We start from the raw sequence: 14,385 nt of genomic DNA, 5'->3' as shown, positions 1-14,385 counted from the left end.
GATTGGAGTGAAAGGTGGCGACTCCAGCGGGATGAGGGAGACAGATGAGACATCACAGCGACGCGCAAGCGACGGTGATGGCTCATCGCTCACCCCGCGGAACGCGTCCACCTGAAACGGAAATCAGCAGTATTATTCATTCTTTAAAGTCCCATGAATCCAGTGTACACGGTACATTTTTATATACTTTCTTATCTTTTAAAAAAAGAAAACCTCCTAGATAATCTAGAAGGTTTTCTCATATTTTTTCGAATTATTTTATGAAGGTACTTTTACTACATCTATAAATTGTAATTGATGTCCATCTTTTTCATGAATTGAGAACTTGTATCCACCATATTCTATATGATTATCCATTAGTAAATCCACATCTTGTGAGTAATACCATCCTCCGATAGTATCCACATCAGCGCTTTCTAACTCAATCCTCAATAGTTTGGCTACATCGTCTAGTAATACCATTGAATGTACTAGGTAATGGTCATCTTCTAATTTACGGATATCCGCAACCTCATCTTCATCAAATTCATCACGAATCTCACCAACAATTTCTTCTAGAATATCTTCTACAGTTACAAGACCTGAAGTACCACCATATTCATCTAAAAGGATAGCTATATGCGTACGTTCCTTTTGCATTTTCAATAGCAACTTATTTATCGGTATCGTATCCATTGTATTTATGACGGGGTTTGTAAATCTTTCCATCGTAAACGTTTCAGCTGTGACACGGTTACTCATCCCCTGTGTCAAAAAATCTTTAATATTGATAAACCCGACAATATTATCCCGGTCTCCATCATAAACCGGGTATCGAGTATAGCGTTCTTCTGAAATGAGGGTCAGCACTTCATGGAATGTTGCTTTTTTTTCAAATCCGACAATTTCCGTACGTGGCACCATGATTTCACGGGCAATACGCTCATCAAATTCAAATACATTATTCACATATTCCATCTCATTTTGGTTAATTTTACCACTTTTAAAGCTTTCTGCAAGTAATAAGCGAAGCTCTTCTTCTGTATGAGACAATTCATGTTCAGAAGCTGGCTTCATACCAAATAAACCTACTAAAACGCGTGCAGAACCATTCAAGAACCATATAAAAGGATACAAAATTTTATAGAAAATCATAATGGGCTTTGCAAAAACAAGTGCCACTGCTTCTGCTTTTTGAATTGCAACCGTTTTAGGTGCTAGTTCCCCGACCACTACGTGTAAAAATGTCGCAATGGCAAATGCTCCACCGATTGTAAAGTAATGAATATTATCCGTGCTAATACCGATATTATTAAATAAAGGTTGCAGTATGAATTCGAATGTCGATTCACCAACCATACCAATACCAAGAGCAGTTACAGTAATTCCTAACTGACAAGCCGATAAATATTCATCTAGATGTGAGGTTACATGTTTAGCCGCAAGCGATCCTTTACGCCCTTCAGCCACAAGCTGATCGATTCTTGTATGCCTCACTTTTACAATTGCAAACTCAGTTGCAACGAAAAATGCAGTTAATGCTAATAAAACTATAAAAATCGTTAAATTCAATGCGGTCAATAAGTTGTCTTACTATAATAGTAAGACTTCACCTCCTAAGTAATAAGTAAAAGTAAAGATTGCATAAGAGCAACGCTTTCTGATGAGACCTTTTGTTTTATATTGTGTTGAGTCGTTCTTTCTTCTGAATTAATCTGCTCAATCAAATGAGAGACTTCTTTTTCTAAATATTGCATCTGTAAACACAGTTCCTGAATATCCACTTCTTCTATTTGTTCCTTTTCGAAATGGTTTTTAATAACTTCCAAGGACATACCTGCAGCTTTTTTTTCTTCAATTATTCGTAATTTCTCAATCGTTTCTAGAGAGTAATAGCGATAATTAGAAGCCGAACGTTCAGCTTTCAATAAACCTAACGTCGTATAATAATCTATTGTACGTCTAGTAATACCAGTTTTCTCTGCTAATTCACCAATTTTTAGTTTTTCGATCCCAATTAGATCACTCCAAACCATCACGTTATAGTTTTAGTATAATAATAGTTAAGTAAATATGCAATTAGTTAGTTTGAATATCCAATCAAACATAGGTAGATATAGTGACAAAAAAAAGATTCACTTTTACCATTCAATGACTATTTGTTTATGACGCACTCTAATGGGTAACTTAACAGTAATACTAAATTATATATGGAGGTATAACAAATGGCAGATAAAAAATTTGTGGGATCTTTTCTAACAGAACAGGAAGTACTAGACAAAATTAATGAACTGAAATTGAAAGGATATGTAGAAGACGATATTTACGTTGTTACAAATGATAAAGAATCACTTTCGATCGTACGAGGTGAAACAGCCGTGGAGCTAGGATCTGTTGAAGGTAACTGGTTAGATAAATTTAAGGCTTTTTTAGTAGGTGATGAGCCTGTCCGTGCGGCCTTTAGCCAAATGGGATTTAGTGATGAGGAGTCAGAACGCTATTACAGTGAATTGAAAAGTGGAGGCATTCTCCTTTATGTAGATAAGAATTACAGTACAGTTTATGATGAATATACAAAAAACCAGGTAGACTCCTCTTATGATGGAGATGATTTGGAGGGCACTGGTGAATCAATCCGTGCAGTAGATGTAGAAAACCGGTTAAATCAATACCCTTTAAGTGACCGTGGTGAGCGTTGATTTTCCTATCTAACTACTGTAGGATAATAAACTACACCTTAAGGAGGGTTACCTATGAAAAAAATATTTACTGCACTTTTAGGAATAACCCTATTAGTAGGTTGCACCGATGAAGCAGCCAAAGAAACCGAAACAGAAAAATCACCTATAGTAAAGAAAGAAAATGAAGAGTTAAATGACCTTCCCGAATATGATTTATTAGCTCAATACATTGATTTGTCCACGTATGAGGCGGATGTAGAAAGCGACAATAAAGGAACACGCGTCATTTTCTTTGAGAATGAAGAAGGACAGAAGGAGTATAAGAGTATATTCGTAAAAGGAGCAAACCATTTAAAGCTTGTTAGCTTAGACGAGGATGGATTAATCTACGATGATGTAATTCAATAACTAAAAATAACCCTGAACAAGAGCTCTAATCGTTTGGGGATTATTTACTGTCTGGACAAAATATTCTTACTCCATCTTCTCGTGTTTCTATTTACTTAATGGTAAAATTATTCTTATAACATGTAGGGTTACAAAGGGGATTGGGTATGAATATTAATGTGAATTTTTCAGAGGAATTTTCAAGACTTGTAACACCAGAAATAACTAGTAGATTAGAGGCAATTCATCAAGGGATGCATACTAAATCAGCAGCCGGAGCTGAGTTTTTGGGCTGGGTTGATTGGCCAAGCAATATTAGCACTGAATTTCTGCAAGATATTCAAAAAACAGCCGATCAAGTCCGCTCTAATTCGGATGTATTAGTCGTTATTGGTATCGGTGGATCATACTTAGGATCCAAAGCAGTTATTGAAGCATTATCAACTCCATTTGATAAAAAAGCAGGTTTGGAAGTAATTTTTGCTGGCCATATGGTTAGCGGTGAATATTTGAAGCAGCTGATTTCTTACTTAGATGGAAAAGAAGTATCTTTAAATGTAATCTCCAAATCTGGTAAAACGACCGAGCCGGCTTTGGCATTTCGATTCCTACAGCAATACATGGAAAAGCGCTATGTTGATCAGGCAAAATCTCGTATTATTGTGACAACTGACGAGGAAAAAGGTGCCCTTCTATCACTTGCGATAGAGAAAGGTTATAAGCGCTATATCGTACCTAATGATATAGGCGGAAGATATTCGGTATTTACAGCTGTTGGCCTACTTCCTATCGCAGCTGCAGGATTTAACATCGAAAAGTTGATGGCTGGTGCCACAAAAGCAGAACAGGAATTCAGCACAGTAGATACAAAAACCAATAGCGCTATTCAGTATGCTATTATCCGCAAGCATTTGTATGATTCAGGATACCCGGTTGAAATTATGGCTACCTTTGATGAAAAACTACGCTATATTCAAGAATGGTGGAAGCAATTATTCGGTGAAAGTGAAGGCAAAGAAGGTAAAGGCATTTTCCCAGCGTCTGTTGTCTATTCGACGGATTTACATTCACTAGGTCAATACATCCAAGACGGAAAACGCATGTTATTCGAAACATTTTTAACTGTAGAAAAATCAAATGAAGATTTAACTGTGTTTGAAGCAGAAAACGATGGCGATGAACTTAACTATTTAAGTGGATTAACTCTTCATGAATTCAACAAAGCCTGTCATGAAGCAACTGCTAGTGCTCACTTAGATGGTGGTGTACCACAAGTTTCCTTGTCAATTGAGCAAATCGATGAAGAGCATATCGGGTTTTTGTTGTACTTCTATATGATTTCATGTGCCTATAGCGCATATTTACTAGATATTAATCCATTTGACCAACCAGGTGTGGAAGATTATAAGAATAATATCTTCAAAATCCTTCAAAAGCCAGGTTATTAAACGACAAGAGCTCTCATTGTGAGAGCTTCTTTTTTGATAATTCTAGGTTATCAGATGCCACGTCTGAAATATTTGTAACATAAATGTAAACTTAACGCGTAACTCTTCTAGTATAAGGACTTGTAGCTGTAATAAAAGGTTTAGGAATATATTCCCACAAAGCCCACTCCCTGTTGCATGCTAAACTCAAGTTGCTCAAAAAAACTAGGAGGTGCACGATGAAGAAAAAATTCGTTGCAACAACATTAACAGCGATTATTGGTTTAAGCACATTTGGTGGCATTGCCCCTGTTGAAATGCAAAACATACAAGCTTCGGCTGCTACAATAAACCCACAGAACAATCAAGCAGCTGTGGATGCGAAGGCGGACCAATTAATCCAAACTGCTAAAAGCTTAATCGGTAAGGCTACTTATAGTAATATAGAATACAAGTCAACATATCCATATAAATTCTCATGTGCAACTTTTCTTATGTACATATTCGAAAAAAATGGCGTCGACCTTGCCACTTATAACGAAGACTATATGATGAAGCAAGGTACTTATGTTGCTAAAGGCCAGTATCAAAAGGGAGATCTTCTTTTCTTTGATAGCAGAGGCGGAAATGTTCCAAATCACGTTGGCATGTACATAGGGGACAATAAAATAATTCAAATGGCAGATCCTACTCAAAAAATAGTAATTACAGATTTAGATAGCAAACCATATTATAAGGATAGTTATATTACTACGCGTAGAGTTCTACCTACACTACTTCCTTCAAATCCTGCAACTAAAGGGGATAATATTGTAAGTAAAGCTTATAGCTTAAAAGATAAAGTGACGATGGGTACTACTAATAATGCATCTACACTACGCTTTACTGCAACTGGATTTGTTGATCATGTATATAAAACAAATGGCGTAACTTTAGGTACAACGAATTTGAAAGAGTTAATGAAAAAAGGTACGACTGTTTCTAAAGCCAACTTAAAGAAAGGTGATTTAGTTTTCTTTAATGGGGTTACAGGATCTAGTACACCAACAATGGTAGGTATTTATGCAGGAGATCACCGTATTATCGTTCCAAATTCAAGTGGTGTTTTAACGAGAGTTCTATTTGTGGACTATTATGCTAAGCACTATATTACGGCAAAACGTGTTATCTCAGGGGGCACGACTACTAGTATAGCTGCTCCAGCTCCCACAACATCTACTACTCAGTCCGCTGATAAAGTTGTGACTTTTGCAACTAGTTTAATGAGTAAAGTAAAATTTGGCTATTCATATAACGAAAGCACATTAACTTTTACTAGTGCTGGTTTTACGTACTATGTGTTCAATAAACATGGAATAGATCTAAAGGGGAAACTGGCTAGCGGACAAGCTCAAGTAGGTACTGCCGTGTCAAAAGCTAACCTTCAAAAGGGAGATCTTTTGTTCTTCTCTACTAATAATGGTCGAACAAGTATTAAACAAACAGGTATCTATGTTGGAAATGATGAATATTTAAGCCTTACTAGTAAAGGTAATGTCATAAAAGATAAATTAACATCTACTTTTGCGAAGCAAAATTACGTTTCTGCACGCCGAGTTTTAAAATAAGCTAAAAAGCATTCATCGCAACCTATGATGAATGCTTTTTTATTTAGAATACCCAACGTTGCATAAGCGCTTTCGCTTTTACTGTAAAGTATTGTGCGTGGAAACAGTGATAAAGATATCTAAAGGATAAAATCTTTTCAATGATACTGCTGATTTCCGTTTCAGGCGGACGCTTTCCGCGGGGTGAGCGATGAGCTATCATCGTCGCTTGCACGTCGCTGTGATATCTCATCTGTCTCACTCATCCCGCCGGAGTCGCCGCCTTTCACTTCAATCAATTTGTAGTACTCAACTATAAGACTTACCATAGCGTATTAATTAGATGATAATATTAGTGAAAGAAATATAGTGATAAATTCGTCTTTTAAATTAGAAATACTATGTTGTAATGAGGATGAAGAAAGTAGATTTTCTTTTATACGAGTGGAAATAAATAGAAATAGTAAGTGTTTACTAAATAAAGAAGCGAAAGAGCGAACGAAATTGTATCTTCGTGAGCTTTCTCGATGAATAGGAAATTAGCTTTTCTCTAGTTAGCCAGAAACGCACTAACCTGTTTCTAAGAGTTGAAGGAGGGCGACGGATAGACAATCGCCATAAGATTACCGAAAAAAGAGAGGCTGGTAGTGACTGACGTCACTACCAGCCTCTCTAAAAAATCAATCGGTAATAATATAGCAACAAGTCTGTCCAAAGCCAGCAGGAAACTAATAGTAACAGGTTTTCTCTTTAAAGTACGCTTTCGTTTTTCTTATTCATCCTTCTTTTTTAATTGGTTTGCGAAGTCAATCATGGAACGGCTGGACATAGGTCCCTTTATTAACAATATTGCTTGGTCATTTAGCTTTGGTTTTATAACTTTCATCACGCCTTCTATATCCTTAAATATATGCACGTCTGCTTTCGTTCCGTCCTTTAACGCTTTTCGAGCTATTTCTTCTGCCTTGCTTCCAATGGTTATTAGCGTATGAATATTTTTTTGGGCAACAAGACTTCCAATTTCTCCGTGGTATTTCTTTTCAAAATTTCCTAATCGATTAATATCTCCTAATACTAAAATAACGTTTTTATCTGCTCCAATGGAATCTAATACTTCTAATGCTGCTTTTACGGAAGTAGGATTATTCGTCCATGTATCATCAATAATTGTACTGCCACCAATCCCCTTCGAAAATTCAAGATGTCTGGCCATATTTTGGAACGTTGCTAGACGAGATATTGCAACATCTAAATCCAAACCCATTTCATGTACAGCCGCAATTGCTGCAAGCGCGTTATACACTTGATGCTCTCCGTATCCTGGAATGAAGGCTTTATACGTTTTGTTTAAATAATGAATGGAGAAACTCATGCCATTATTCGCAAATTCTATATGGGATGATCTAAAATCAGCTTTCTTGCTAACCCCGAAGTAGATTACCTTCCCTTTAAAGTTTCGTAAGGAAACCTGTTTCGTGTTAAGATCTTCCGCATTAAGGATTAAAGTGCCGTTTTTTTCTATTCCGCTAACTATCTCTGACTTAGCTTTAATATATCCTTCCAAATTGCCACAGCCATCTAAATGATGGACTCCAATATTTGTAATTATTCCGATGGTTGGCTGATATATTAAGCATTGGTGTTTGATATTACCCGAATTTCCCAAGCCAAGCTCAAATACTGCAGCTTCTGTTTGGTCAGAGATTCCAGTTAAGTATGGTAATGATTGCCTCGGCTCATTCTTACTGCTGATAGAAGCTTGGACATTTCTATCTACACTCAAAATATGCTTCATGATTTCCTTTGTAGTTGTTTTACCACAAGTACCTGTGATAGCCACTACCGGTATTTGAAACAGTTTTCGGTAATAATCCATAAAGCTCCAATATGCTTGCACTAGACTACTAACCTTCATAACAGTTGTATTGGACATCGCATCTTTTAGCTCTTCATAAGGTTTATCTGTAATCACAAGTGCTGGTCCCTTATTATTTACTTCCTGCCAGTTAATAGAATCACTTCTACTAACAAACAGAAGCGTATTTCTTTTCGTCAGATCATGACGTTTATAATAAATAGCATTTCTGACATACCAAGTGTCAGAACCACTAATTAGTTCTCCGTGTAGTAAATTTTCCAAGTCCTTTACAAGTAAAGGCTTCATACAAATTCCTCCTTTCCTGCGTATTGTACGAAAAATTATTCTTCATTTTGTAGTTTCCTAATTGCTACGATTCTTCTCCATATGGATTTATTGTCAAGCTTTGCAAAACCACCAATTCCAGGGGTATTATTCACTTCAAATAGGATTGGTTTTCGTTCTGGGCTTAGTCCTAAATCTATTCCATATTCCCTCGAAGGAACCTCTGTAGCTATTACTTTTGCGGCTGAAGTAGCAAGTTTCTCTATATGTTTAATTAATTGATTCTTTTCTATTTCATCCATTTGCCAATGCGACGACAATAATTCATCCACTGGTATTATTGCACTCCCACGATGAAGGTTCAGAATACCATTTTCCAAATTTCCCTCTGTCCCAATATTTGCGTTCATTCCACCAACAAGCCACTTCCCTTTTAAAAGCTGAACATGAACTCGAACACTCACTGGCAGTCCCTGTGGCGTAAAACTCATGACACCCTCTTGAACAATATAATTACCCATTCTACCCATACGCTCAAATGGATGCAGCATTTGATGGAAATTTTCTAATGCTTTTACACATTTACTGATTGGTACACCTTGGATAGAATAGCCATCATAACAATAGCGTTCATCCTCCCGTTGATATACTTTATAGATCGCTCTTCCCTGTCCAGTTGTATCGTGTTTAACATATGCATAATCAAAACTATTGATGAAATCCTTTAGGTTAGTCATATTGTATAAAGCCGTCCTTGGAATACTATTAGCTGTTAAGGGGTTTTGCCTCAACAACAAGTACTGTTTCCACTTTCCAAGTTGTTGTTTCAAAGAACATCCCTCCTTTACTTTCTTCTATTTTTTGTTATTGAGTTTTTTAATATTTTTGTATTGTTCTTCATACTCCTTGAACATTCCAAGGTCAGGAACATAATTCCCTTCAATAATCCATATATCACCTTGGTTTGTAATGCCGACATCAAAGCCAATAATATTTAAATCTATATTTTTTCCATCAAGGATTTGGGTTGCCGACAGACAAATCTCATCTATTTCAGTATTTAATGGCTCGTTGCATTTAGACAAAATAGTGGAATCCCGAATAGCCTCCTCTAAAGTGAGCACCTTTTGAGCCGCATTTGTTACGATAAAATTTTTTCCTGCTAGTTTAACTACTTTACCGGTTATCTTCCAGGTAGATTCATCCTTTTGCGCTATGACCCTGACGTCCATTGGACAATAATCAATTGTAGCTAGTGGTACTCTTTGCTGAATTATATAATCCTTTTTGGTTAGATAAGTATCTTCCATATATCTATAAGCTTCATCTAAATTAGTCTTTATATCAGTTCTTATTCCAGAATGGATTTCATAGACTTGTGGCCCTTTTCTTTTGATTTGCACAATGCCAATTCCATTTTGACCATTACAAGGCTTTATAATGACTTCACTAAACTTAGTTAGATAGTCTTTAAACGTGAAACTTGTAAGTAAATCAGACTTTGGAACAACAGATTTACGAAGGTATTGATATTGATCCCATTTACTCATGGAAAAATGAAAAGTAGAATCATAAATCCAGATGCCAGTCTTGTAATCGTAGAGGACTTCCACTACAATCGTGTTGCAGCTAGGAAAGGAATTCCCTAGTTTTTTAGCCACTAAAACAGATAGACTTTTAGATTTGCTTAGAAATATATTTTGGAAAATTTTTATAAAAATCGAGGAATTTTTAGTATTCGTAACTGATACTGTACGCCACTTGGATGAGGAATTTTGTCGATGGACGGTAACGAAATAACGATAAGGGATTTGTGATAGAGGGGTAGTAAATTTTAAAGGCTGAACGACATAGTATTTTTGTGTTAGTTCATATTGCTTTAAATACTCATACATTTCTTCTCTATTATGGACACTTACCACCTTCTGCTGTGAGCTTATCTTAAACCTTTTATTTTCTCGGGATATAATAATTTTTCCTGGACCAAAAGCGGGTTTTATAACAACGGTATTGTGCAGATTTAAAAGAGAAAATAATGCTTGTTTGGAAAATAAAACAGTTTCCATCAGATGATCTCGCAACTTTTTTTCTTCGTGTAAAAGTTTATATTGACTGAGTCTGCCCCTACCTAATACCAATTTGTATACCTCCTTTAAATTCACCCTTTTTCACTTTGTTCAAACTTCATTCAAACCCAGAAAAGCGTGGAAAGATTTCGCTAAAAAGGCCTCCTTCACCTTTGCTAGAGACTGGGTTTGTCATGAAGAATGACTGTGTTGCCTTGAGAGCGCTACAGTAATTGATCATTTCCTATTACAGTGCTTGACAGCCTAAAGCTACAATTGAACCTTGTTCAACTGGAGCAGCACCATTTTGGTCAAAGAAACCAGTTATTTCGAAGCTTTGTACATTATCAACATTCGCTGATGCAACTTGATCTCTAAAAACAGCTTCAAACGGAAATTCCACTCCATTCACAAGTCCTGTACCAGTTACAGTTACAACACAGTTCTGACCTTCTCTTTTACATACAACTGAAGTAATTTCGTTTGCAGTAAAGGTGAAGTTGTTTTCATCTGGTGTTTCCGTATCCTCAAAATCTAGTGACAGAGTAGAAGCAGCAAGCGTCGTAACGCATACTTCAGCAAGGTACGTTAAGTTTCCTTCGATCGTACCCATTTGCCCATCAAATTTTACATTATTATCCCCAGAAAAAGCATCTACAGATACTCCACATGGACAAATATTTCCCATTGTTATCCCTCCTTTTAAGTAGAATACTGTAACATATTAAGAATCTACCTTTTTTGGCAAGGCAGTTTGTCCATACAGAGCATATTTATATTTGTTAGAATTCTATCTTCCAAAACTAATTTGGCTTATTTCGTAGTTTTAAAGCTAATTCTTTAATAGTTTGGGAATACATATCGCCTTTTATAAGAATAATTGTTTCGTCATCCACAATATCCTTTAACAAATCATAGGCACGGGTACCATTATTAAATTTATAGACAGATGAATTAAGCCCTAGTTCTAATGCATGTTCTGCAATTATTTGGGCATGGAACCCTATCGTTATTAATACATCTACTCCATTTTGGTAAACGAGACTTCCTGCTTCCTTGTGGATAATGTAACCCCAGGACCCTAAATCTGTAATCGTCCCAATTATGGCTATCTTTTTTTTCCCTACACCCACTTCGTTCAGCACCTTCAATGCTGCTTCCAACGATGTCGTCGTCAAACTCCACGTATCATCCAGAATGGTTGAACCATTGATGCCATTTAAAACCTGAAGCTGCTTTTCGTATTTTATAAATGACTTCAAACGTCTTGCAGCCTCCGTGACACTTACCCCCATTTCATAAACAGCAGCAATTGCATAAAGCGCATTGTATACTTGATGCGCACCAAAACCTGGTACAAATACTTGATAGTTTTTGCTTTCATGTTGGACACTAAATTGCATACCATCTTTTCTATAATGAATATTCATTGCTTTAAAATGACTATTTCTATTCTTTCCAACTTTGACGATTTTTCCTGGGAAACGTTTTACATTAATTTTCCTTGTATTAAAATCATCATTATTAATAATTATTACACCTGTAGGATCAATAATTTCGACCATTTCTCCCTTTGCAGCAATATACCCTTCAAGCGTTTTGCAATAATTAAGGTGATGAGCCCCTATATTTGTAATAATTCCTATTGTTGGTTTAAAATACTCTCCAGCTTTTAAAACGTCTCCAGGTGCACCTACAGCCGTTTCGAATACTGCTGCTTCTGTGTCTTCTTCCATTTTTAAAAGGTATTGTAAATAGGCTGTCCGTGAATTACTCGTCAAGTTTGTAGCGGTCACCTTATGATCAAAAGACAAAATATGCCTAATCATTTCTTTTGTTGTTGTTTTACCAGAAGTGCCTGTAATAGCGACTACTGGAATATCAAATAAGCTTCGATAATAATGGATAAATGTCCAATAGGCGTGCTCCGAATTTTCCACATAGATGACCGTTACGTTATTAGGAATCTCATTTTTTTTATAGTTCCATTCTGTCGCTAGCACTAAAGGAAAAAAATCCTCCAGACCTTTCCAGTTAACAATTCTTTTATTTGTAAATAGAATTGTATTTTTATGTTTTATTTGTTTTAAACGGTAGGCACCAAAACAGATTTTCGTTTCATCTGTTCCTTGTACTAATTCACCATCTATAATTCCTCTAATTTCGCCTACAGTATGGGCTTTCATTCTTCCAAACACCCCCCCTCACTCTCATCATATGTTGTTTTCTATAAGTGGATTGGATAAATTTCAAATATTTTACGTGATATATAACCATTCAAATAATTGAGCTCTGTCATACATATAAGGAGAGTCTGTATAAAGGAGAGTGAACTGTTTGAAAGCAATTATTTTTATAAGTACAAATAAGTCAGGCTCCAGTAGAGAAGCTATTAAAGCAGCTGAAAAATTGGGGTACTATACAATTCTTTTCACAAACAATGAAAAACAACTTCAGCAAAGAACAGAGTATATGGAAGTTCATAAAATGATTTCTGTAGACACAAATAACTTAGAGGAGATGAGAGAGGAAGTCTCTAAATTGTTGCTTAAAAGTGTAGATATCAAGACAATCGTGAGTTTTATTGACCCATATGTTCATATAGCCTCTATTCTTTGTGATGAATTTTGTCATAACTATAATTCATCCGTTGCTATTAAGATTATGGAAGATAAAGAAGAAACTCGGAAATTTTTAAAAAACAAAGCTTACACGCCAAAATTTCTATCTATTCGTCCAACTGATGTAGTTTCCTCGAAGTCTATAATTGATCAGTTAAGTTTACCCGTTATCGTTAAGTCTCCAAAATCTACAGGTTCCAAAGATGTACTATTAGCTCGGAGTAAAGTCCAACTAGAAAAATTCATACAAGTTCTTGGCAATAAAAATCCAGAAGAAACTATTATGTTGGAAGAATATATTGAAGGTGAACAATGCTTAGTAGAGGCTATTATATACAATAAACGTGCACATATTGTTGGTATTATTGAGCAGGAAATTACAAAAGGGAAACGGTTTATCATTACTGGCTATGGGGTTCTTATAGACGTTCCAGACAAATTTAAAGAGCAATTAGAAGAGGTTCTGCATTCGATTATTACTACATTTGGGATTGAAAACGGCGCATTACATCTGGAAATTCGATTATCTAAAAATGGTTGGAAGCTTATCGAGATTAACCCAAGGATATCCGGTGGAGCAATGAATAAGATGATCCAGGCAGCATATGGATTTAGTCTAGTGGAAGAAACGATTAAGCTATTTGTCGGAGAGCAACCAGACCTTACACCAAGACATAAGCAACATGTATTCACGAAATACGTTATCTCCAGCCGAAAAGGGATACTGGAAAAGGTGACTGGAAAAGGAAGAGCTAGTAAATCTCCTGGAGTAGTGGACGTTTATATAAAGCCCAAAAAAGGAACACTTATTGTCCCTCCACTATCCATGGGACATCGATATGCGTATATAATTGCCACTGGAAGTAGCTTAGAAGAAGCCAAAGTGAATGCAAATACCGCCGCAGCGGAGATTGAATTCCATCTAAAAGAAAACGAAAATTAGAACACCCAAAAGGTGCTCTTTTTTTTGCCTAGTAAGAAAAACCGGGTAAAAAAATGCCCGGTCCTCTAAAAATAAAAACGTAGATATGCCGTTGATTTCCGCTACGAGCGGACGCTTTCCGTGGGCACGGCTTCAGCCGCTTCCCTCGCGATGCTCAGTCCAGGGTCTTCAGCTCGCGCTGTTCCCACTGGAGTCGCCGCTCTGCGCTCCAATCAACTAGGTCCACTTTATATAATACTACCCCTAATTCAAGAGTCCGTTTTACCCCTCTAGTAACTTTGAATACGCTTATCATCAAAGCGATAGGCTATGCAGATCTACTAGTGGAGTACTACTCATTTAATTGATTGTAGTGAAATGTGGCGACTCCAGCGGGAACAGCGAGAAAGTCGAGACCCCCCAGGCATGCACTGACCCCCATTTTCTAGACACATGAATGGGGTGTTATAAAATGAGAAAACAATTTAGCGCGGAAGAAAAGTATCAAGCCGTTCTACTCTATTTATCGGGTCGCTATTCTTATCGAGAAGTTGCCGCTCAAACGAATGTAGA

The 14,385-nt window shown here is 36.5% G+C and carries 14 protein-coding genes; 6 read left to right on the top strand and 8 right to left on the bottom strand.

The genetic code is table 11. From position 1 onward, the window contains the following. Positions 1–44: 44 nt before the first annotated feature. On the top strand, positions 45–224 hold the full coding sequence (locus tag LDK52_RS19515) for a hypothetical protein (RefSeq protein WP_277587584.1): 180 nt from the start codon (positions 45–47) through the stop codon (positions 222–224). Positions 225–258: 34 nt separating this feature from the next. On the opposite strand, the gene LDK52_RS19510 is transcribed toward LDK52_RS19515, so the two are convergent. Both LDK52_RS19510 and LDK52_RS19505 read right to left on the bottom strand, forming a co-directional pair. Next, entirely contained in the window at positions 259–1,560 is a 1,302-nt protein-coding gene (locus LDK52_RS19510) for a hemolysin family protein (protein WP_277587583.1), read from the bottom strand. 35 nt (positions 1,561–1,595) lie between these two features. Further along, positions 1,596–2,015, bottom strand: coding sequence for a MerR family transcriptional regulator (locus tag LDK52_RS19505; protein ID WP_277587582.1), 420 nt, complete (start codon positions 2,013–2,015; stop codon positions 1,596–1,598). A gap of 189 nt (positions 2,016–2,204) precedes the next feature. On the opposite strand from LDK52_RS19505, the gene LDK52_RS19500 reads away from it, so the two are divergent. From LDK52_RS19500 to LDK52_RS19485, 4 genes are all read left to right on the top strand, one after another. Then, positions 2,205–2,678 (top strand): YflT domain-containing protein, encoded by a 474-nt coding sequence (locus LDK52_RS19500; protein ID WP_277587581.1) that lies wholly within the window; start codon positions 2,205–2,207, stop codon positions 2,676–2,678. A gap of 54 nt (positions 2,679–2,732) precedes the next feature. Then, positions 2,733–3,068: a hypothetical protein gene (locus LDK52_RS19495; protein WP_277587580.1), complete on the top strand. Its 336-nt coding sequence runs from the start codon at positions 2,733–2,735 to the stop codon at positions 3,066–3,068. 146 nt (positions 3,069–3,214) lie between these two features. Continuing rightward, complete coding sequence (locus tag LDK52_RS19490; RefSeq protein ID WP_277587579.1) at positions 3,215–4,495, top strand: glucose-6-phosphate isomerase; 1,281 nt, start codon at positions 3,215–3,217, stop codon at positions 4,493–4,495. A gap of 218 nt (positions 4,496–4,713) precedes the next feature. Then, complete coding sequence (locus tag LDK52_RS19485; RefSeq protein ID WP_277587578.1) at positions 4,714–6,081, top strand: C40 family peptidase; 1,368 nt, start codon at positions 4,714–4,716, stop codon at positions 6,079–6,081. A gap of 43 nt (positions 6,082–6,124) precedes the next feature. Here LDK52_RS19485 and LDK52_RS19480 read toward each other — a convergent pair whose 3' ends face one another. The 6 genes from LDK52_RS19480 to LDK52_RS19455 form a co-directional block, all read right to left on the bottom strand. After that, the gene (locus tag LDK52_RS19480) at positions 6,125–6,313 is read right to left on the bottom strand and encodes a hypothetical protein (protein WP_277587577.1); all 189 of its coding nucleotides are present in this window, start codon (positions 6,311–6,313) and stop codon (positions 6,125–6,127) included. A 519-nt stretch (positions 6,314–6,832) separates the two neighbouring features. Then, positions 6,833–8,224, bottom strand: coding sequence for a UDP-N-acetylmuramoyl-tripeptide--D-alanyl-D-alanine ligase (locus LDK52_RS19475; protein ID WP_277587576.1), 1,392 nt, complete (start codon positions 8,222–8,224; stop codon positions 6,833–6,835). A gap of 35 nt (positions 8,225–8,259) precedes the next feature. After that, entirely contained in the window at positions 8,260–9,033 is a 774-nt protein-coding gene (locus LDK52_RS19470; protein ID WP_277587575.1) for a YheC/YheD family protein, read from the bottom strand. Between the two features lie 24 nt (positions 9,034–9,057). Further along, positions 9,058–10,341: a YheC/YheD family protein gene (locus LDK52_RS19465; RefSeq protein WP_277587574.1), complete on the bottom strand. Its 1,284-nt coding sequence runs from the start codon at positions 10,339–10,341 to the stop codon at positions 9,058–9,060. 175 nt (positions 10,342–10,516) lie between these two features. Next, on the bottom strand, positions 10,517–10,957 hold the full coding sequence (locus LDK52_RS19460; protein ID WP_277587573.1) for a hypothetical protein: 441 nt from the start codon (positions 10,955–10,957) through the stop codon (positions 10,517–10,519). 115 nt (positions 10,958–11,072) lie between these two features. Beyond that, positions 11,073–12,455, bottom strand: coding sequence for a Mur ligase family protein (locus tag LDK52_RS19455; protein WP_277587572.1), 1,383 nt, complete (start codon positions 12,453–12,455; stop codon positions 11,073–11,075). 151 nt (positions 12,456–12,606) lie between these two features. Between LDK52_RS19455 and LDK52_RS19450 the strand changes: the two genes are divergently transcribed. After that, positions 12,607–13,833 (top strand): ATP-grasp domain-containing protein, encoded by a 1,227-nt coding sequence (locus LDK52_RS19450; RefSeq protein WP_407081841.1) that lies wholly within the window; start codon positions 12,607–12,609, stop codon positions 13,831–13,833. The last annotated feature ends 552 nt before the right edge of the window (positions 13,834–14,385 follow it).

Source organism: Psychrobacillus antarcticus, assembly GCF_029533155.1.
Classification (GTDB): Bacteria; Bacillota; Bacilli; order Bacillales_A; family Planococcaceae; genus Psychrobacillus; species Psychrobacillus antarcticus.
The sequence above is the reverse complement of the archived record's forward strand: the minus strand, read 5'-3'. Positions and strand labels throughout refer to the sequence as shown.

Coding starts and splice junctions, on each gene's coding strand:
- LDK52_RS19455 (WP_277587572.1), bottom strand. CDS start 12,455: ATGAAAGCCCATACTGTAGGCGAAATTAGAGGAATTATAGATGGTGAA.
- LDK52_RS19485 (WP_277587578.1), top strand. CDS start 4,714: ATGAAGAAAAAATTCGTTGCAACAACATTAACAGCGATTATTGGTTTA.
- LDK52_RS19475 (WP_277587576.1), bottom strand. CDS start 8,224: ATGAAGCCTTTACTTGTAAAGGACTTGGAAAATTTACTACACGGAGAA.
- LDK52_RS19480 (WP_277587577.1), bottom strand. CDS start 6,313: ATGAGATATCACAGCGACGTGCAAGCGACGATGATAGCTCATCGCTCA.
- LDK52_RS19460 (WP_277587573.1), bottom strand. CDS start 10,957: ATGGGAAATATTTGTCCATGTGGAGTATCTGTAGATGCTTTTTCTGGG.
- LDK52_RS19515 (WP_277587584.1), top strand. CDS start 45: ATGAGACATCACAGCGACGCGCAAGCGACGGTGATGGCTCATCGCTCA.
- LDK52_RS19505 (WP_277587582.1), bottom strand. CDS start 2,015: ATGGTTTGGAGTGATCTAATTGGGATCGAAAAACTAAAAATTGGTGAA.
- LDK52_RS19500 (WP_277587581.1), top strand. CDS start 2,205: ATGGCAGATAAAAAATTTGTGGGATCTTTTCTAACAGAACAGGAAGTA.
- LDK52_RS19490 (WP_277587579.1), top strand. CDS start 3,215: ATGAATATTAATGTGAATTTTTCAGAGGAATTTTCAAGACTTGTAACA.
- LDK52_RS19495 (WP_277587580.1), top strand. CDS start 2,733: ATGAAAAAAATATTTACTGCACTTTTAGGAATAACCCTATTAGTAGGT.